Raw genomic sequence first — 19,661 nt, forward strand, 5'->3', positions numbered from 1 at the left:
GGCATCATGCATCTGAAGGTTCCCCCTGTCGCCGTCTTCCTGATCGCCGCCGGCCTGCTGGCCGCCGGGGCCTGGCTGCTGCCGGTGCTGAATGCCGCGGCGCCCGGAAGGCTGGTTCCGGCGGCCTTGCTCGCCCTTGCAGGAATGGTCCCGGCCCTTCAGGCGGTCAGGGCGTTTGTGAAGAAGAAGACCACGTTCAATCCGATGGCACCGGACCGCGCGACCACGCTGGTCAGCGGCGGCATCTACCGCTTCAGCCGCAATCCGATGTATCTCGGCCTCGCCTGCCTGCTGATGGCGCTGGCCCTGTGTCTCGGCACGCTGACAGCGGTGGTGATCGTGCCCGGTTTCGTCTGGTACATGACGGAATTCCAGATCAGGCCCGAGGAAGACAGCCTGCGCAAACTCTTCGGCGACGCCTATGACGATTACCGGGCGCAGGTCCGGCGCTGGATCTGATGCCATGTCCGGTTGCGGCCCGACGGGATCATTCGCCCAGATAAAGTCCGCTGCGCGCCTTGTAGGCGTCGGCGGCGAACCGCAGGAAGGCACGGATCCTGGCGACGTTCCTCAGGTCCGGATGGGTCAGGATCCAGATGTCGAAATAGCGTGACGGCTCGACCCCCGGCAGGCGGATCAGGTCCGGATCCATGTCCCCCAGAAAACACGGCAGCCGGCCGATCCCCATGGCCGCCCGAACCGCCGCGTGCTTGGTGACCATGTCGTCGGTTACGGTCGCGACTTCGCCATTGGGGAAGCGCGCACGCAGTTCCTTCGGCACCTTGTTGCCCCACCACTTGAACGCGACAAAGGGCACGCGCCGGGACGTTGCCGTCTCCACCAGCGCGTCCCCGTGGCGGCGGGCAAATTCCCGCGAGACATAAAAACACCGGTTCTGGCCGGTGGCGCGGCGTCCGAACAGGGTCTCATCCGGCTTGTCGGTGACGCGCACGGCAATATCCGCTTCGCGCCGGTGCAGGCTGAGGATCTCGTTGGCCGCGTTCATGGTCACGTCGATCTGCGGATGCTGTTCCTTGAACCGGGCGACGATGTCGGCAAGCTGCACCTGATAGATCAGTTGCGCGGCGGTCACCCTGAGCGGTCCTTCCAGGTCCGCGTCCCGCGCCGTCATCCGTGTGTCGAGATCGACCAGCTCCGCCGCCATCCGTGTTGCCGCCAGAACCGCCAGATCCCCTGCCGCGGTCGGCCGGAAACCGTCGGGCAAGCGGTCGAACAGCCGCGTGCCGAGCCGGTCCTCCAGCGCCGACAGCCGGCGCGAGACGGTGGAATGCGTCACGCCGAGCGTGCGCGCCGCCCGGGTCACATTGCCCGCCTTGGCAATGGCGAGCACGAATTTCAAATCATCCCAGTTGTCCATGCCGTGCATATTTGCACATGGGCGTTACATATTTGAAGAATTTTTCGCATGCGCCATCCCGGCTAGTGTTCGCATATCGAAACCGAAGGAGAATTCGACATGCCCGTTCAAGCCCTCGCCCTGATCACCGTCACCGACAAGGAGACCCTTCTGGCCTATCGCGAGAAGGCCGCCGAAGCGCTTGCCAAACACGGTGGCAGCGTCGTCGCCGCCGACCCGGAACCGCTGGTTCTGGAAGCCGCCTTCGACACCCCGAATGTCGCCGCTCTGCTGTCCTTCCCGGACGCGGACGCCGCGAAGGCCTGGCGCGCGGACCCGGACCTTGCCGATATTCACGCCCTGCGCAACACCGGCGGCAAGTCCACTATCGTGGTGCTGCCGGGCTGAGGCGCCTGCGCGGCGGCACATGACCGCTTAGACCGGCGTTCCCCCGGGCAAGCAAAGCCGGAGCCTGGGGGACGCCTTGACTGTATGCCCCATGACACACCATCCGGATCGGTCTGTCCGGTCAATTGCGGCCGCACTCCCTCACGGGGTGAGTGAAACCCGGATTGCCCCCGCCTGCCTGTTCCCAAGGCAGCGCCCTGCGCCCGTGTCCATTCTTTAGGCGGCTTTGCGGAGACAGGCCCGAAAGACCCCCGTTTTACCCGTCCTGACGTGGCACAAAACTTGCGTTTTCTCTCAATGTCAAAAGCCGTATTGGGGACCAGCATGAGCGGAAACGCAGCGCGTCTGAGCGCAATTTCAACGATCACATCGACACCGCCGGTGGAATCCGGTTTCGATTTCGCATCCAGCCCGACCAGCAGCGTCTGGGGCCAGAACGTCTTCAGCCTGAACGAGATGGAGCAGCGCCTTCCCAAGGCGATCTTCAAGTCGCTGAAGAACACCATCACCTCCGGCAAGCCTCTGGACATCGACACTGCCGATGCCGTCGCCGAGGCCATGAAGACCTGGGCGATCTCCAAGGGCGTCACCCACTATGCCCATGTGTTCTATCCGCTCACCGGCCTGACCGCCGAAAAGCACGATTCCTTCTTCGATCCGGACAGCAACGGCGGCACCATCGGCACCTTCGCCGGCAAGGCGCTGATCCAGGGCGAGCCTGACGGGTCGTCCTTTCCCAACGGCGGTATCCGCCAGACCTTCGAGGCACGCGGCTATACGATCTGGGACGTCACCAGCGCGGCCTATATCATCGAGAACCCCAACGGGACGACCCTGTGCATCCCGACGGCCTTCGTCTCCTGGACCGGCGAGGCGCTCGACAAGAAGACGCCTGTATTGCGCTCGATGCAGGCCCTCAACAAACATGCACAGCGGGTGCTGGGTTTCTTCGGCACCGACGGCCCGTTCGTGTCATCGTCGGCCGGTGCGGAACAGGAATATTTCCTGGTCGACAACAATTTCTTCTACGCGCGCCCGGATCTGCTGGCCGCCGGCAGGACCCTGTTCGGCGCGCCGCCGCCCAAGGGCCAGGAGTTCGACGACCATTACTTCGGCGCCATTCCGGAGCGCGTCCAGGCCTTCATGTTCGAGGTCGAGCGCGAATGCTTCAAGCTCGGCATTCCGGCCAAGACACGGCACAACGAGGTCGCGCCCGGCCAGTTCGAGCTGGCCCCTGTCTATGAAATGGCCAATGTCGCCACCGATCACCAGCAGCTGGTCATGACCACCTTGAAGAAGGTGGCGCAGAAATACGGCATGACCTGCCTGCTGCACGAAAAGCCCTTCGCCGGCGTCAACGGCAGCGGCAAGCATGTGAACTTCTCGATGGGCTCGCCGAAGGCTGGCAACCTGTTCGACCCCGGCGAAACACCGGCGGAGAACGCGCAGTTCCTCGTCTTCTGCGCCGCGATGATCTCGGCGGTCTACAAGCACGCCAAACTGCTGCGCAACGTGGTCGCTTCCGCCTCCAACGATCACCGCCTGGGCGCCAACGAGGCCCCGCCCGCCATCCTGTCGGTGTTCCTGGGCACCGAACTCAACCAGGTGATGGAATCCATCGTCAACGGCAGCCCGGTGACCTCGAAGAAAACGCCGCTGAACATCGGCGTCGATGTGCTGCCGCAGATCCCCAAGGATTCCGGCGACCGCAACCGCACCAGCCCGATGGCCTTCACCGGCAACCGCTTCGAATTCCGCGCGGTCGGCTCCAACCAGTCCATCGCCGGGCCGATGGTGGCCATGAACACCATCATGGCCGAAGCGCTCGACGAAGCGGCAACGGCCCTGGAAGCGGCCGACACCGGCACGCAGGAAAAGCTCGGCGCAGCGGTTGCGGCCTACGTGAAGTCCGTCTGGCAGGAGTGTTCGAGCGTCGTCTTCAACGGCGACGGCTATGCGGACGAATGGCAGGTCGAGGCGGCAAAGCGCGGCCTTCCCAATCTCGTCGCGACGCCCGATGCCCTTGGCGTCCTCAAGGAACAGACCTACACCGACCTGTTTGCCAAATACGGCGTGCTATCGGAACGCGAACTGGATTCGCGCTACGAGGTCTATGCCGAGCAATATGTCGCCAGCGTGAATGTGGAATCCAACCTGGTCGTGGAAATGGCGAAGACCATGGTCTTCCCGGCGGCGGTCCGCTACCAGGGCGAACTGGCGTCAAGCCTGGTCAACCTGAAGGCACTCGGCGTCGAGGCCGACCATGACACCATCACCAGGGTGACCGGCCTGATCAAGAAGCTTCAGGATGCCGTCGCGGAGCTGGAAGCATTGAAATCCAGCGAGCACGACGCGGAGAGCGTTTCCGCCCACTGCTTCATGATCAAGGACAAGGTGCTGCCGAAAATGCTGGAAGTCCGCGGCCACGTCGACGCCCTGGAAACCCTCGTCGCCGACGACCTCTGGCCGCTGCCCACCTATCAGGAAATGCTGTTCATCCGGTAGGAATTGGGGCATGTGAAACCTGACCTGTCCGGCGTCGTGCCGGGCAGGTTTCAAAGGCGGTGAACCGCCCCGGGTTTTCCGGAGGCTGTTTGGTTTAAGTTATGCTGCGACCGCCGGTTGATCCAGCGTGGCGTAGTATCGTTCCTCCGCTTCAGCCGGAGGGATGTTTCCTATGGGCTCCAGAAGACGCCGGTGATTGAACCAGTCGACCCATTCGAGTGTGGCAAACTCGACGGCTTCGCAGTTGCGCCACGGTCCACGTCGATGAATGACCTCGGCCTTGTAAAGACCGTTGATCGTTTCGGCGAGAGCATTGTCATATGAGTCGCCTACGCTCCCGACCGAGGGCTCAATGCCTGCTTCTGCCAGCCGCTCGGAATAGCGAATGGACACGTACTGGACACCCCTGTCCGAGTGATGCACGAGGCCACCGCCATGAACGGGACGTCGGTCATGAAGTGCTTGCTCCAGGGCATCAAGAACGAAGGTCGCATGCGCCGTCCTGCTGACACGCCAGCCGACGATACGCCGGGCAAATGCATCGATGACGAAAGCGACGTAGACGAAGCCCTGCCAGGTGGACACATATGTGAAATCCGAAACCCAGAGCCTGTTCGGTGCCGGAGCCCTGAACTGACGGTTCACGCGGTCGAGCGGACTGGGTGCCGACTTGTCCGGAAACGTCGTTTTGACCGGCTTGCCACGGATGATCCCTTGAAGCCCCATCGCCCTCATGAGCCGCGCCACGGTGCAACGGGCGACATCGAAGCCCTCCCGCTGCAATTGCCGCCAGACCTTGCGCACGCCATAGACCCGGAAGTTCTCTTCGAACACACGACGGATCTCGATCTTCAGAGCGATATCGCGGCGACCACGCGCCGACAGACGACCCGCATCGACCCGTTTGGCGATGGCATGGTAATAAGTCGACGGGGCAATCGGCAGCAGTTTGCAGATCGGCTCGACCCCGAGCACCGAACGGTGTTCATCAATGAAGGAAATCATCGCTTCAGTGGGCGGTCGAGCTCCGCCTGAGCAAAATAAGCAGACGCCTTACGCAGGATCTCATTGGCCTGGCGAAGCTCACGGTTTTCCCGCTCCAGAGCCTTCATCTTATCGGTCATCTCGCTCGGGATACCCGGCCTGGAGCCGTTGTTCACCTCGGCCTTCTTCACCCACTCGTTCAGCGTGTGCGCCGAGCAACCGATCTTCGCCGAAATCGAAACGATCGCCTGCCAGCGTGACCCGTGCTGGCTCTCATTATCCAGCACAAAGCGGACCGCTCGTTCACGTACTTCAGGGGAAAACTTGTTCGTCGTTTTGCTCATGGTGCTCCATCCTACTCAGGAGTTGGAGCCTCCGGCAAACCCGGGGCGGTTCACGGTCCGAGGCGTCTTGAGAACGGACCTTTGATCCTGGTTCCTTGTTCAGGTCAAGGTTCGTTTCAGCAATACCGCTCGGGTCCGGCCCATTGCGCCTCCGAGTACCGGTCGCCGTGGGTCCAGCCGACCGGCAGCACGGCCTCGATACGCTCCAGATCCTCTGCCGTGAGGTTGAGGGCCGCGCCCGAGATGCACTCGCGCAGGTGATCCACCGACCGCGTTCCCGGGATCGGGATCACATGCGGCCCACGGCTCAGCAGCCAGGCATTCGCCAGACCCGCCGCCGTTGTGCCCATCTCTGCCGCGAGTTTGCGAAAGCCTGCCATGATGCGCAGGTTTTCGGTCAGGTTCGGTTCCGTGAACCGCGGGTTCGCGCTGAGGAACGGCAGATCGGGGATCCGCTCGCGCGGGATCGGGGTGTCCGTCAGCAGCGAGCGGCCCACGGGCGAGAAAGCCACCATGGCGACACCGAGTTCGGCACAGGTCTGCACCAGTCCGAGGTCGGGCGCCCGCGTTGACAGCGAATATTCCGATTGCACGGCGGCGATCGGAAAGGCCGTCATGGCGCGCCGCAGGGTCGCGGGCGCGATTTCCGAAAGACCGATCGCGCGGGCCTTGCCCTTTTCGACCAGCCGGCCGAGATTGGCCGCCGTTTCCTCCGGGGTGAAGCGCGGATCGCGGCGATGGGCGTAGAAAAGGTCGACACATTCCAGACCGAGCCGTTGCAACGACTTGTCCAGCTCGGTTTCCAGATGCTCAGCCGAATTGTCAAAGCCGCGGTTGCCGTCCGGATCGCGGGTGATCGTCGCCTTGGTCGCGATGACGAATTCGTCCCGCGCGCCCGGATCGGCTTTCAGATAGGTCCCGATGGCGTTTTCCGATTTCCCCATGCCGTAGACATTTGCCGTGTCCATATGCGTGACACCCAGATCGCGGCAGGCATTCAGGATGGCGTGGCTTTCCGTCTCGTTCGTCACCCCGTACATGTCGGAAAAGGACATCGCCCCATAGCCGATCGCGCCAATCTCCGGCCCATTGGCCCCCAGTTTGCGTTGTTCCATTTTGCCCTCACCCCGCTGGAAAATCTGAAGAATTCTTTCCTAATTCATTGCCTTGATCCCTGAAAGGGCTGGATCCGAAAATTTTGGTGGCCGGGTTTTGTCTGCCAAATACTTCACGCGCTCATGGTCCAGGAGAAAGGTGAATGGGAGACAGGCCTTTTGTTTGCGAGCGCCCCGGAAGTTCGATTGACGTGATTGTTCAGGCTGATCGCAATCGGGCCTGAGCGGCCCTTCGCGCAGTTTGCGGCAAAGGTCGGATTCGAGCCCATTTTTCCGATTTGTTGCTCTGCAGCTAAAGGCTGATATCACGGTAGTGCCAAAAAACCTTCAACAACTGCGTAGGTTTTGAACGGGTTTTGTGACAGCGTCATACAGGGCGTTTTGCGCGTGCTCCAAAACGAGTTTTTTGGAACACCTTCAGAAGTCGGCGTCAAGAGACACTCCCACCGGTGGCGGGAGCGTTTGTCGTTATTTCAGCGATACAAAAAGGTCAGTAACAGCCGCGTTTTCTGGAACGTCAGGAAAGAAGCTTATGCGTTGGCAAAAAAAAGGGAAGTCTCGCGTCTCTTCCCCGCTTGCGGGTAGCCAGTCGCGATAAAGAAACGTAGCGGCCTCCTCAAGATCATCGCTTGACCCAGTCATGCGCAGGACTGCGCAACGTCCGGCGGGGAGTGTTCCGGCTCTGACGCCTGCGTCGTTTTGCGCAATCTTTTGATCTGTCGAAGCACACAAGTCCATGTGAAACTCCGCAGGCGATGTCTTGAGCGGGTCGGTGTGAAATATATTGAATGTATCGCTGACACGTGGCGGCAGCCCAGCAGTCTTTCGCCATGCAATAAAATGCTGAATCGTATCGCCTATTTTTTTAGGGTCGCCGCGATGCTCCATCACAGCAATGGCGGTTGCGGGAAATTCTGTGATGTTCACATCGTCTTTGCTATAATTTGTCATGTATTTGTCCCTAGCTTTTGTCAGTGGGTCGAAGGTTGCAAGCCACGATTGCCATTCGGGTGTTTGGCGGAACTCTGATGGTGATTGCCCAATCCGCTCCCTGAAAACACGCGTAAATGTTTCGGAGTTTTCATAAACGGCGTCCAACGCGATGTCGGTGACCGCATCCGTTTCTCTGAAAGCAAGCCGGTATGATGCTCGCTTCATGCGAGCGAGTTGAACATACCGATGCGGGGAAATCCCAAACAGAGCCGAGAACTGCCGATGAAAGTGGTACTTTGAGAATGCAGCAACGCGACTCAAGACATCCAAATCGAGATCATCATCGAGATGCTGCTCAATGTGATCCAGCACGCGCTGCATCCGGGCATGGTAATGCTCAAGGGCCATCTTTATCGCGTCTCCTTCGTGGCCTCTTTAGTGCTACTGGCTCACGGTAAGGCGTGCTTGACCAATCTTGCTGAATTATCTGTTGGGCTTTTTCCATCCACCATTATTGTCAGCCAACCGCACAACATACCAAAAACCACCGTTGGGGGACGGTTCACCAGACCGGACGTTGGTACGTCTGCGCCGGAGGTCGGGCTTGTCCTACGCAGCAGTCATCCGTGCAAGATGCAGCTAACGGCAGCATTGAGCCAATTGTGTTAAATGCTGCGCCGTTCACGGAGATCTGCATTGGCGATCAAATAGCCTTCCGGTAGATCTGCGATACGACGCCGTTTGTGAGGGCTTCCGTTGAATGCAACGTCAAATTCAAGGGCTGGTGAGGACGTTCAAATAGTCGCTTTCCAGCCCCAATAACGACCGGGAACGTCCAAATGCGAAACTCATCTATCAAGCCGTGCCGAAGGAGCGACTGGATCAGCTTCGCGCTGCCGTGAATCTGAAGCAATGGTCCGTCCTGCAATTTCAGTTGCGATACCTCGTCACCGATATCACCCATCACAGCATGAGAATTCTGCCACTCGATGGTAAGGGTTGTTGATGTTGCAACATGTTTTTGCGCCGCATTGAGCCTCTCTGATGCTTTGGAGGCCTCGGAGGTCGGCCAGTGACCAGCGAATAGATCATAAGTCTTGCGCCCAAGCAGGATGTCATAGGGTTCTGACATGGCAGTTTGTTCCACGTGTGGCATAACGCCTTCCCAATATGGCGCTGCCCATCCTCCAAGATCAAAATCACCTGAACGGTCTTCATCCGGCGAGCTGGGTGCTTGCATGACACCGTCTAGTGTCACAAACGCAAGGACTGCCAATGCACGCATATCAAACTTCACCGCGCGCGCGTGTCGTGAGCAAAGCAGCGAGTTTGTCGAATGCCTGGTTCCAACCGCCCGCGCCTGCGGTTCCGGCTTCAACACCAATATGCACCATGGTCATCTTGGTTATTCCGTCCGTTTCGCTGAGCTCGACAATGACTTCGGTAATGTCAGGAAAGTTCTCGGGCATGCCCATCTTTTGCGGTGGGATGATCACACCGTTTTCGTCGCACATGCTTTCCGTATAAACGAGCCGATGCGGCGAGTTGATCTCTTTGTAGACGCCAGTGAACCACATCGTCATGGATCGTTCCGGTGATTGCATAGACATGCAAACTTTGCGGGTGCCGCCAACCTTCACATCCATTTCAGCAACCGGAACAGCCATCCCATTGGGGCCATACCACTTTTTGAACAGTGAGGGGTCGGTCCATAACTTCCAAACCAACTCAATCGGCGCTTTAAATTCCCGTTCGATACGTACCCAGTTTGGCTGGTCATTCATCAGACCGATCCTTTATGTCGTCAATATAGGTTTGCATGGCATCAAATCGTGCTTCCCAAATGTGCCGGTAGCGTTGCGTCCAATCACAAACGGCTTCGATAGGGGTGGCATCAAGCGTACAAGGACGGAATTGGGCATCTTTCTCGCGCTTGATCAGTCCCGCGTTCTCAAGAACCCGGATATGTTTTGAAACTGCCGGAAGCGACATATCGAATGGCTCTGCCAGCGCATTTACTGTCGCAGTCCCCTGTGCCAACCGCGCTAATATCGCTCTGCGTGTTGGATTGGCCAATGCAGCGAAGGCCGCGTCAAGTTGGTCATCTTGTATCATGTGATACATATTAAACCATACGGTTAATTAGTTAATTGGTTTAATTGCCTACATACATGCACTCGCCAAGCCCGAAAGTCTGAAAAAAAGAAAAGCAGACTTTGGCGCAGCCGCAGCAAATTGGTGCTTTGTCCGCTATGCCGCCGTTGGTGCATCGTGCAGCGAACGTCTCTTCCCCGCCCATTGCAACACGCCAGAGCCGATCAGAATCCCAGACCAAAAGCCCTAGTTGACTTCTGCTCGCACTCAGACCGAACCAATTCCCTTCACCCGACCGGCTTGACCAGCCGCATGCGCCAGGTGACGCCCTTCTTGTCGGACACCAGGCGGTAGTCGTCCAGAACGTCCCACTGGCTGCCGTCGTCGGTGGCCTGCCACAGGGCATTGATCAGGCGGTTGGCGCCAGACTCCGGCTTCTTCGGGGAATACATGGACAGGGCGATGACGCCGTCCTTCTTCAGGAACGGGCGGTAGCGGGCGACGAGGGCGGCCGGGTCTTCGGCGAAATGCAGGACCTCGTTGAAGACGATGGCCGAGAAAGCCTCGCCCTCCTTCGGCTCGAAGGTATGCATGTCGCCGGCGCGCAGGCTCGCGATGGCCGGGTCGACGTTGGCGATTTCGAGCGAAGCCGGGGAGAGATCCATGCCGACATAGCGCTTGATGCCCATGGGCTGCAGGCGCTCGTACAAGAGCCCCTCGCCGCAGCCGATGTCCAGAACCTCGTCCATGGCGCCTGTCAGGCTCAACCACATGCCGATGATGCCGTAGCGGCCGCTTTCGGGCAGCGAGCGCAGGAAGGCCCAGCGCCCGGCTTCATATTCCTCATCCCAGCCTTCGGCGGTGGTGGCGTTTTTAGACATGGTGTTTCCTGACGGCAAAGGCGGGCCGCAAGGCCCGCCGGAACGAATGGATTTTCAACAGCATCACTTATAGGGATCTGCCGCGTCGCGCAAACCGTCGCCGAGGAAATTGAACGCCAGAACCACGATGATGATCGGCAGCACCGGCGCCATCAGCCAGGGATAGACGGTGACCACCGAAATGTTCTGGGCTTCGTTGAGAAGAACGCCCCAGGAGATCGCCGGCCGGCGCAGACCCAGATTGAGGAAGGACAGCGCCGTCTCGCCCAGGATCATCGAGGGCACCGACAGGGACGCGGAGGCGATGATGTGGCTGGTGAAGCCGGGCAGCAGATGGCGGGTGATCACCCGCTTGGGCTTTGCCCCCATCAGCACCGCCGCCTTGGCGTATTCCTCCTCGCGCAGGGACAGCAGTTTGGAGCGGACGGCGCGGGCGAGCCCCGGCCAGTCGAGCAGGCCCAGGATAATGGTCAGCCCGAAATAGATCCAGACCGGGCTCCAGGTGATCGGCAGGGCGGCGGACAGCGCCATCCAGAGGGGAAGTTCCGGCAGGGAGCGGATGATCTCGATCGCGCGCTGGATGACACTGTCGATAAAGCCGCCGAAATAGCCGGCGATGCCGCCGAAGAACAGCCCCAGCACGATGGAAATGGTGACGCCGATCAGGCCGACGGTGAGCGACAGGCGCGCGCCGTAGATCAGTCCGGAGAACTGGTCCCGGCCGAGCCGGTCGGTGCCGAACAGGAACAGCGTCCCGTCCTCGGCCGGACAGAACAGATGAAACGAGGCGTCGAACAGGCCCCAGAACCTGTAGGTATCGCCGCGGCAGAAGAACCGGATCTTCTGCACCTGGTCGGTGTCGTCCTTGAACACCCATTGCAGGGTCTCCATGTCGATCTCGGACGTCATGCCATAGACGAACGGCCCGACGAACGCGCCGTCATGAATCAAGTGGATCGGCTGCGGCGGCGCATAGAGATGCATGCTGTCGCGGCTGTTGGGCTTGTAGGGCGCAATCACCTCCGCGAAGGGAACGGTCATGTAGAACAGGATCAGGACCACTCCGGACCAGACCGCGATCTTGTGGCGCTTGAACTTCCACCACATGATCTGCCATTGCGAGGCCTGAAAGAAGCGCTCCTGCTCCGGCGTCATTTCTTCGGTGACAGTCGGGTTGAACGGGGCCGGATCGACATAATGCTCGACCTGGCGCTCTCCGGCAGGGTCCTTTGTGTCGATGCTCATGACGATGCCCTCCCGCCCAGACGAATGCGCGGATCAAGCACCGCCAGCAAGAGGTCGGAGATCAGCATGCCGATCAGGGTCAGGACCGCCACGAACAAGAGGATGAAACCGGACAGGAACTGGTCCTGGGACTGGAGCGCGGAGATCAGCACCGGCCCGACGGTCGGCAGGCTCATCACCACGGACACGATCACCGAGCCGGACACCATCGACGGGATCAGGTTGCCGATATCGGCGATGAACGGGTTGATCGCCATCCTGAGCGGATACTTGATGAGAAGCTGGTTTTCCTTCAGGCCCTTGGCGCGTCCGGTGGTGACATACTGCTTGTGCAGCTCATCCAGCAGATTGGCGCGCAGCCGCCGGATCATCGCCGCCGTGCCGGAGGTTCCGATGACGATCGTCGGCACGATCAGATGCGCCAGCACCGACATCGCCTTGTCGAAACTCCAGGGCTGGTCGATGTATTCCGGCGCCATCAAGCCGCCCACCGACAGGCCGAACCAGCGGTTGAACAGATACAGAAGAATGAGCGCGAGCAGGAAGTTCGGCGTCGCAAGGCCGAAGTATCCCAGCAACGTGAAGCCGTAGTCGCCCCAGGAATACTGCCGCGTGGCGGAGAAGATCCCGATCGGAAAGGACACCACATAGACGAACAGGATGGTGGCGAAGTTGAGCACGACCGTGAGCGGCAGGGTCGGGCCGACGACCTGGTCGACAGGCTTGTCGAACTCGAACGACCAGCCCCAGTTGCCCTGGATCAGCCCGTCGAACCCGTGCGGGCCCTGCCAGAGACCGACCCAGATCAGATAGCGCTCGAAAAACGGCCGGTCGAGCGAGAATTCCTTCCTGAGAAACTCAAGCTTGCCGATCGACGACTGTTCCCCGGACGCCTTCAGCGCCGCGATCTGGTTGGAAATATAGTCACCGGTGGGAAGTTCGATGATGAAGAATATCAGAAGGCTGATCACCAACAGGGTCGGGATCATCATCAGTATCCGGCGAAGAATGTAATAGAGCACCTGAACTCCCCCTGGCCCGTCCGATCCTCCGGAAGGCCCGTGTCAGCACGGTCCGTCCCGAAGGAGTTGCTCTCAAGCTCGATTTCCGTTTCCTTTGAAACGGATTCAGTCCCACCGCAAGCGGCAGCCCGGGCCGTGCCCTTGAAAGACCGCCTGCCTGCCGGCCGGTTCCGGCAGTTTCTAGTCCGTCATGTAGAACTCATCCATCCGGTGGATGCCGAAATGAGCGCCCGGATCCCAGCCGTAGATGCCCTCAAGCGGCACGTTCTCCACGTCCTTGATCGCCACCGGCTGCGGAACGCCCGACACCAGTCCGATCCGGAGGGTCTCATCGGCATGGATCTGGAGCATTTCCTCCCAGATCGCGGTCCGCTCTTCCTGGGTCCTGGAGACGAGCCAGGCATTGTAGAGCTCCATCAGCCGCTCCGCAGGTGCCCAGTCCGGTTTCTCGCCGCCCTCGCCATTGGTTTCATAATAGTCGCCCCAGGAATGCCAGGACAGGATGTCGCCCCGGACCGGTGCCAGGTCTTCCGGCGGCATTTCCGAGGTCGGGATGCCGTTTTCCAGCCCGAACCACACCGACATCAGCAACTGGCCGGTGATCGCGCGTTCGCGCAGGTTGTCCCGCTGGCTCGGCTTTGCGAACAGCTTGACGCCGATTTCGCGCCAGGTCTCGGTGACCAGTTCGAGCGCATCGTCCTGCACCTGTTCCTCGCCCGCGGTTTCGACGATGATTTCAAGCGGCCTGCCATCCGGCAACAGCCGGATGCCTTCGCCGTTGCGCTCCGTCAGGCCGATTTCGTCCAGAAGGGCGTTTGCCTTGTCCGGATCGTATTGCGCCCACTCGCTGGCATAGGCGGCCTTGTAGAGCGGGCTTGCCGGCAGGACCGTGTCATTGCCGGGTTTGCCGAGGCCGAAGAACAGAACCCGGTTCAGGAGGTTGCGGTCGATGCCGAGCGACAGCGCGTGACGGAAGCGCGTATCGCGGACGAGCTCGCGCCAGACCGGGTCCTTGACCGTCAGGTTGGGCAGGATCGAAATCTCCGAGCCCTTGCTGTTGGACCACAGCGCAGTCTTGTAGTCGTTCTGCTTTTCGCCCCGCTTCAGCACCGTGATGTCGGCGAAACTGAGGTTGCGTGCCTGCAGGTTGCTTTCACCCGCCTGGGTTTTCGCCGGGATCAGCTTGCCGTCTGCCACCGTCATGACGACATCGTCGATATAGGGCAGTTGCTGGCCGGCACTGTCGACACGGTGATAATAGGGGTTGCGTTCCAGGATGAAGCGCAGATCGCTGTCATCGCGATTGCGGACCCAGGGCTGCAACGAGGGAAGCGCGACATTGCGGGCGTTGTACATGTCGTCTCTTTTGTTGTGCAGCGGTGCCCAGCTGCGCGCCTTCACCTTTTCGGCTTCGGCCGCGATGAAATCCGGATCGCCGTATTTTTCGTGAAACTGCTTCAGGTAATGCGCCGGCCGGTAAATGAACGGCGGCCGCGATTTGGCCAGTTCCGGCAGGAACAGCGGGTTCGGTTCCTCCCAGGTGAAGCGGACCGTGGTGTCGTCGAGGACCTCGAAGACGGGGCCCTTGCCCATGACTTCCAGGAATGGCGGCAGCCCGGAGGGATTCAGGCTTTCATTGCTGACAACGTCCTCGAAATAATAACGGATGTCCTCGGCGCCGAACGGATGCCCGTCGGACCATTTGTGACCTTCCCGGGTGTGCAGCGTGAAAATCCGGCCATCCTCGACCTCGACATCTTCAAGGATGTCGGGAACCAGATCCAGATCCTCGTTGTAGCCGACGAGACGGGCGTAGCCCCAGACATTGATCAGGCGGACGTCCTTGGCCCGGCCGATCAGCGTGTCGAGCGACCCGCCGTGCTTGCCGATGGTACGGCGCTTGGCTTCCAGGTCGACGATCAGGGGTTCGGACGGGAGCCGCTCGGCCACCGGAGGCAGGGAGGGATCGAGACCGGGCGTCTCCTTCAGGTCCAGCGCGGCGAGCGGCTGCGCCAGAAGGGCCGCGGTCACGAACAGACCCGCCCTCAGTGAATTGGAAAAAATCATGCTGCAGTCCCCTCAAGCGCCCTTGTGTTCTTCAGACCAGGTGCGCAGACAAAATGAGCCGGTTCCATTTCCACCAGAGACGGCAATTGCCCGTCTTCGATGCGGAAGGGTTCCGGCCACAGTTCCGGCTCCGATGCCCGGTTGGCATCGAGGGCGGCAAAATCAAGCGGTGTCGACAGGTCCGGCTCGGGAACCGCCGACAAAAGCGCCTTGGTGTAAGGATGAAGCGGGTTGCCGACGACGGTCCGGGTCTCGCCCAGTTCCACGAGACGGCCCCGGCACATCACGGCAATCCGGTCGGCGACATAATCCACCACAGCCAGATTGTGGCTGACGAACAGATAGGTCAGGTTGAGATCGCGCTTCAGGTCCTGAAGCAGGTTCAGGATCTGGGCCTGGACAGACACGTCAAGGGCCGATGTCGGCTCGTCGCACAGGATGAATTCGGGATTGAGCGCAAGCGCCCGGGCAATGCCGATGCGCTGACGCTGACCGCCGGAGAAGGAATGCGGATACCGGCGCAGGAAGCGCGGATCCAAGCCGACCAGGTCCATCAGGTTGCGCGCGCGCTCCGCCCGCTCCTTCACCGTGCCGATGCCGTGGATCTCGAAGGGCTCCATCAGTGTGTCGTTGATGGTCCTGCGCGGATTGAGCGAGGAAAACGGGTCCTGGAAGATCAGCTGGACCCGGCGCCGATAGTCCATCAGCTTCGGCCCCTTCAATCCGGCGATGTCCTCAAGCCCGTTGCCGCGATTGTAAAGGACCTTGCCCCCCTCGATATCGAGCGCCCGCAGGATCGCCTTGGCGGCGGTGGTCTTGCCGGAGCCGGATTCGCCCACCAGACCCAGGCACTCGCCGCGCCGTATGGTGAGATTGATGTTGTCGAGCGCGGTCATTGTCCTGACCTTGCCGCCCAGCAGGGAGCCCTTGCGCAGGGTGAACTTCTTGGTGACATCGCGCATTTCGACGAGCGGCTCGCCCGGGGCGACATCGCAATGCGGGCGGTTGGCGGTCAGATCCTCCGAGTTGAGCACGATCGGGCGAATCGGAACCAGGCGCTCGTCCTTGGCCATATGGAAGCTCGGCACCGCATTGAGCAGGGCCTTGAGATAGTCGTGCTGCGGGTCCGAGAAGAGTTGCTGGGCCGTGCCCTTTTCCATGATCCGGCCGTGATAGATGACCGCGATCTCGTCGGCCATGTTGGCGACAACGCCGAAGTCATGGGTGACCATCAGCACCGACATGCGCAATTCGGCCTGGACCTCGCGGATCAGCTTCAGGATTTCAGCCTGGATGGTCACGTCCAGTGCCGTGGTCGGTTCGTCCGCGATCAGAAGCGCCGGCCGGCAGATCATGGCCATGGCGATCATGGCCCGCTGGCGCAGGCCGCCGGACAATTCGAACGGATAGGTGTCGAGGGCCCGCTCCGGGTCCGGGAAGTGAACCAGGCTCAGCATTGTCCTGGTCAATTCGCGCGCTTCCGCGCCTGAAACATTGCGATGCAGCAGCGCCGCCTCGCCGATCTGGTCACCGATCGTATGGAGCGGCGACAACGAGGTCATCGGTTCCTGGAAGATAATGGCGACGCGGTTGCCACGCAGGTGCCGCATCTTCGCGCCCTTGCGCTCGAGCGTCGCGATGTCGACCGGCGGCTCCGCCCCTGTGGGATCGGCCAGGATCACTTTTCCGGAAGATATGGTCGCCGCCTGCGGCAGGAGCCCCATGATGGTCTGGGAAATGACCGTCTTGCCGGAGCCGGATTCGCCCACGAGCGCAACCGTCCGGTTTTCGGGGATGACAAACGATACGTCGTCAACCGCCCGAACCCGGCCTTCCGCCGTATTAAAATCTACTGTCAGTCCCTCGATAGAGAGAACATTCACCGCACGCTTCCTCCCAGCCAGGGATTGTCCTAAGGAGGCTTACTAAGCCCCTATTGCATTTGAAAGACAATCAAATTTGCCCGCTGATAGCAATGCAGAATTCTCGCTGGATTTGTGTGATCTGCGTCACAAACAGTGAATTGGGGGCTCATCGGGTGCCCGCCACGCGGCGTTCCGCTGGGGCAGATCTACTCGGCGGCCGTGCCGGGCGCCTGCACCGGTTCGGCCGCTTCCAGCTCGGGGCTCCCGAACGGGTCGAGCCAATAGACCTCGATCGGCCCGCTGCGTCCGCGCAGATGATGCGCGCCGACGGCTCTGTGATGGCGCTCTCCCGGCAGGCGGGCAACGGTGGCAGCGCTCGCCAGGATCGTCACTTCCGGATTGTCCGGGACTTCCTTGCCGAGTGTCTGAAGGCGCTCCGCCGCGTTGACCGTGTCGCCGACCACGGTGTAGTTCCACCGGTCGAGCGCCCCGACATTGCCGACAACCGCCGGCCCGGAATGAATTCCGATGCGCAGCGACATCGGCGGGCGGCCCTCGGCGACTGCTTTCCGGTTGGACTCCCTCAGGGCGACGGCAATCCGACGGGCCGTCCGGATGGCCGCCTCGGCATGGTCCGGCCGGGCATCCGGCGCGCCGAAGAAGGCCAGCATGCCGTCCCCCAGGAACTTGTCGACGGTGCCGTCCTCCGCTTCCACCGCCTCCACCAGAATGGCGAAATGGTCGTTCAGAAGCCGCGCCGTTTCCTCGGCGCTGAGATGTTCCGACAGGGCCGTGAAGCCGACGATATCGGTGAACAGAACCGTGAGTTCGGCTTCACGGGCGTCCGCCGCGGAGCTGCCGCCAAGGCGCATGAGCTTGATGAACAGGGACCTGGGCACATAGGTGTTCATGGCCTTCAGGCCTTCCACCATGGAGTTGAAGGCCAGGGCGACCTGATCGATCTCCGCGACACGGCTGCGCGGCAGCGGTTCCACCTCGTTCAGCGACAAGGTGCCGACACGCTTCGACTGAAGCGCCAGATACTTCAGCGGCCTGGCCACCCGGCGCCCCATCCAGAACGCGATCAGGACGGAAACGACCAGCGCACCGAGGCCGACGAACATCGACCCGGCCAATCGCCGGACTTCGCGGGAAACGGTCGCGCTCAAAAAATACTGCCCCACGGTCCAGGGTTTGTCGCTGAAACCGTCCAGGTGCGCCTTCATCAAAATGTAGTCGGCATTGTTGGCCTTGACGAACGACACCTCGATGCCGAGGTCGGCGGCTTTCTGAAATTCTTCCAGCGTCTCTTCGTTCGCCATCTCGGCCAGAACCGGATCGCCCAGCGATTGCCAGCTCGCCGGCAAATTATCCCTGATGCTGCCCCCGGTCTGCAGCCAGTCCGCATCCGAATGCAGGATGACCTGTTCGCCGTCCGCAAGCACGAAAACCGTGTTGTCCAGGCCTTCGTCCTGTTGCGAGACGATCCGGCCCAGCGCCTCCATCGATGTGGCCGCGGTCAGCATCCCGATGACCTGGCCGTCTCGGACAAGCGGCACGGACACATTCGCGAACAGCCCGACTTCATGTTTCACCAGCGCGCCCCAGGTCGCGGGACTGTCCGCGCCCAGTTGGGGCAACCTCTTCATGGTCATGCCCGGCGGTGGCGCATCGGAATTTATCCGCCACAGCTTGCCATTGGGCGCACGGTAGATACCAAGCCGCCGGCCATCGGGACCGGTGACCGCAAGCGTGGTGATATTCTTGTTCGATTTCAGCGCGATCGACAGGTCCTGGAGCGTTCGTTCCGGCGTGTCGATGCCGATCGTGCCTTCATCGAAATAGGGTTTCAGTCCGATAATGGCGTTTTCGACGGAGGCGAAGTGGGTGCGCAGCTGCGTTTCCAGAGCCTGTGTGCTGAGAATGGTCTTGTCGTTGAGCAGCGAAAACGTGTTGCGGAAATTGGCCGAAATCGAGAGCGCCAGCACCAGACCCAGTGCGACGGCGACAAATGCACCGAAGCCGAGCCCGACGATGGTCGTCAGGGATAGCATGATCCGGCGATCACTGCGCTTTTTGGTCATTGTCAGGCAAAGCCTCTCATTGTCGTTTGGCAGCTTATACGAACCGGGCCTGATGGGAACCCGTCCGCCCGCGTTTGCCTGACCCTGCCTGCCAGAACGCGTCAAATTAAGGCGGTAGCCTCACCGGCCGATCAACTGGTCAGGAGCCCGGCCCGCCGAAGCGCGAGATCCTGCAACAGGATGATGGTTTTCGCGTCGGCGATCTCTCCGGACCGGATCATGGCGAGCGCCTGCGCCAGGGGCACATGCATCACCTCGATGTCCTCGCCTTCGCTTTCGTCACCGCCCCCTGCCGACACACGATCGCCCGGGTGGTATGTCCCGATGAAGAACGACAGATATTCGGTCACGGACCCCGGGCTCATGTGCACATCGAAAAGGTGCTCCAGGCGCGAGACATCGAAACCCGTTTCCTCGATCAGTTCGGCGCGCATGCGCTCTTTGGGGCGCGCACCTTCGAGCAGACCGGCCGGCGTCTCGATCAGGAACGGGTCCCTGCCGCTCAGCCACACCGGCAGCCGGAACTGCCGGGTCAGGAGGACACAATCGGTGTCCGGATCGTGCAACAGGCAAGTGGCGCCGTTGCCGCGATCATAGGCTTCGCGGGTCAGGTCCTGCCAGGTGCCGTCCCGACGCCGATAGGCGAACCTGTATCGGGTCAGTTTCCCCCAATCGTCGGAAAGCACGCTGGCGTCATGGATCTTCAGGAATTCCGGTTCTTTCAAGACGGCCTCCGAGGCACAGGGTTCGGGTCAGC

General features: G+C 60.9%; 17 protein-coding genes and 1 other annotated feature. Of the genes, 3 read left to right on the forward strand and 14 right to left on the reverse strand.

The window, feature by feature from the left end; genetic code table 11:
• Positions 1–6 precede the first annotated feature (6 nt).
• Entirely contained in the window at positions 7–459 is a 453-nt protein-coding gene (locus tag AC0VX3_RS19525) for a methyltransferase family protein (RefSeq protein WP_475521909.1), read from the forward strand.
• 28 nt (positions 460–487) lie between these two features.
• On the opposite strand, the gene AC0VX3_RS19530 is transcribed toward AC0VX3_RS19525, so the two are convergent.
• Positions 488–1,378 carry a LysR family transcriptional regulator gene (locus AC0VX3_RS19530; RefSeq protein WP_475521910.1) on the reverse strand — a complete coding sequence of 297 codons (891 nt, stop codon included), beginning with the start codon at positions 1,376–1,378 and terminating at the stop codon, positions 488–490.
• A 99-nt stretch (positions 1,379–1,477) separates the two neighbouring features.
• On the opposite strand from AC0VX3_RS19530, the gene AC0VX3_RS19535 reads away from it, so the two are divergent.
• Both AC0VX3_RS19535 and AC0VX3_RS19540 read left to right on the forward strand, forming a co-directional pair.
• Positions 1,478–1,765 carry a DUF1330 domain-containing protein gene (locus AC0VX3_RS19535; RefSeq protein ID WP_475521911.1) on the forward strand — a complete coding sequence of 96 codons (288 nt, stop codon included), beginning with the start codon at positions 1,478–1,480 and terminating at the stop codon, positions 1,763–1,765.
• A 324-nt stretch (positions 1,766–2,089) separates the two neighbouring features.
• On the forward strand, positions 2,090–4,270 hold the full coding sequence (locus tag AC0VX3_RS19540; RefSeq protein WP_475521912.1) for a glutamine synthetase III family protein: 2,181 nt from the start codon (positions 2,090–2,092) through the stop codon (positions 4,268–4,270).
• 99 nt (positions 4,271–4,369) lie between these two features.
• Here AC0VX3_RS19540 and AC0VX3_RS19545 read toward each other — a convergent pair.
• The 13 genes from AC0VX3_RS19545 to AC0VX3_RS19605 all read right to left on the reverse strand — a co-directional run bounded on the left by AC0VX3_RS19545 (position 4,370) and on the right by AC0VX3_RS19605 (position 19,629).
• A protein-coding gene (locus AC0VX3_RS19545; protein ID WP_475521913.1) for an IS3 family transposase occupies positions 4,370–5,598 on the reverse strand; the annotation gives its coding sequence in 2 pieces (ribosomal slippage) (positions 4,370–5,310 and positions 5,310–5,598; 1,230 coding nt in all).
• Positions 5,201–5,317, reverse strand: a sequence feature (AL1L pseudoknot). (Overlaps the previous gene by 117 nt.)
• A 116-nt stretch (positions 5,599–5,714) precedes the next feature.
• On the reverse strand, positions 5,715–6,713 hold the full coding sequence (locus AC0VX3_RS19550; protein WP_475521914.1) for an aldo/keto reductase: 999 nt from the start codon (positions 6,711–6,713) through the stop codon (positions 5,715–5,717).
• Between the two features lie 468 nt (positions 6,714–7,181).
• Positions 7,182–8,060, reverse strand: coding sequence for an AraC family transcriptional regulator (locus AC0VX3_RS19555; protein WP_475525211.1), 879 nt, complete (start codon positions 8,058–8,060; stop codon positions 7,182–7,184).
• Between the two features lie 289 nt (positions 8,061–8,349).
• Positions 8,350–8,931 carry a dihydrofolate reductase family protein gene (locus AC0VX3_RS19560; protein ID WP_475521915.1) on the reverse strand — a complete coding sequence of 194 codons (582 nt, stop codon included), beginning with the start codon at positions 8,929–8,931 and terminating at the stop codon, positions 8,350–8,352.
• A gap of 1 nt (position 8,932) precedes the next feature.
• Entirely contained in the window at positions 8,933–9,430 is a 498-nt protein-coding gene (locus AC0VX3_RS19565; RefSeq protein WP_475521916.1) for an SRPBCC family protein, read from the reverse strand.
• Positions 9,423–9,761 carry an ArsR/SmtB family transcription factor gene (locus tag AC0VX3_RS19570; protein ID WP_475521917.1) on the reverse strand — a complete coding sequence of 113 codons (339 nt, stop codon included), beginning with the start codon at positions 9,759–9,761 and terminating at the stop codon, positions 9,423–9,425. Before AC0VX3_RS19570 ends, AC0VX3_RS19565 begins: the two co-directional genes overlap by 8 nt.
• Before the next feature lie 266 nt (positions 9,762–10,027).
• The gene (locus AC0VX3_RS19575) at positions 10,028–10,621 is read right to left on the reverse strand and encodes a class I SAM-dependent methyltransferase (protein WP_475521918.1); all 594 of its coding nucleotides are present in this window, start codon (positions 10,619–10,621) and stop codon (positions 10,028–10,030) included.
• 63 nt (positions 10,622–10,684) lie between these two features.
• Positions 10,685–11,866, reverse strand: a complete 1,182-nt coding sequence (locus AC0VX3_RS19580; RefSeq protein WP_475521919.1) for an ABC transporter permease — start codon at positions 11,864–11,866, stop codon at positions 10,685–10,687.
• Complete coding sequence (locus AC0VX3_RS19585; RefSeq protein ID WP_475521920.1) at positions 11,863–12,888, reverse strand: ABC transporter permease; 1,026 nt, start codon at positions 12,886–12,888, stop codon at positions 11,863–11,865. Before AC0VX3_RS19585 ends, AC0VX3_RS19580 begins: the two co-directional genes overlap by 4 nt.
• Positions 12,889–13,068: 180 nt before the next feature.
• Positions 13,069–14,955 carry an ABC transporter substrate-binding protein gene (locus tag AC0VX3_RS19590; protein ID WP_342895798.1) on the reverse strand — a complete coding sequence of 629 codons (1,887 nt, stop codon included), beginning with the start codon at positions 14,953–14,955 and terminating at the stop codon, positions 13,069–13,071.
• Complete coding sequence (locus tag AC0VX3_RS19595; protein ID WP_342895797.1) at positions 14,952–16,838, reverse strand: ABC transporter ATP-binding protein; 1,887 nt, start codon at positions 16,836–16,838, stop codon at positions 14,952–14,954. The genes AC0VX3_RS19590 and AC0VX3_RS19595 overlap by 4 nt, the downstream gene beginning before the upstream one ends.
• Positions 16,839–17,026: 188 nt before the next feature.
• Positions 17,027–18,904, reverse strand: coding sequence for an adenylate/guanylate cyclase domain-containing protein (locus AC0VX3_RS19600; RefSeq protein ID WP_475521921.1), 1,878 nt, complete (start codon positions 18,902–18,904; stop codon positions 17,027–17,029).
• A 131-nt stretch (positions 18,905–19,035) separates the two neighbouring features.
• A complete protein-coding gene (locus AC0VX3_RS19605; protein WP_475521922.1) occupies positions 19,036–19,629 on the reverse strand; it encodes an NUDIX domain-containing protein in 594 nt (197 codons plus the stop codon).
• Between the last annotated feature and the right edge of the window lie 32 nt (positions 19,630–19,661).

It is taken from the genome of Roseibium sp. QJM3NY_11 (assembly GCF_056173175.1).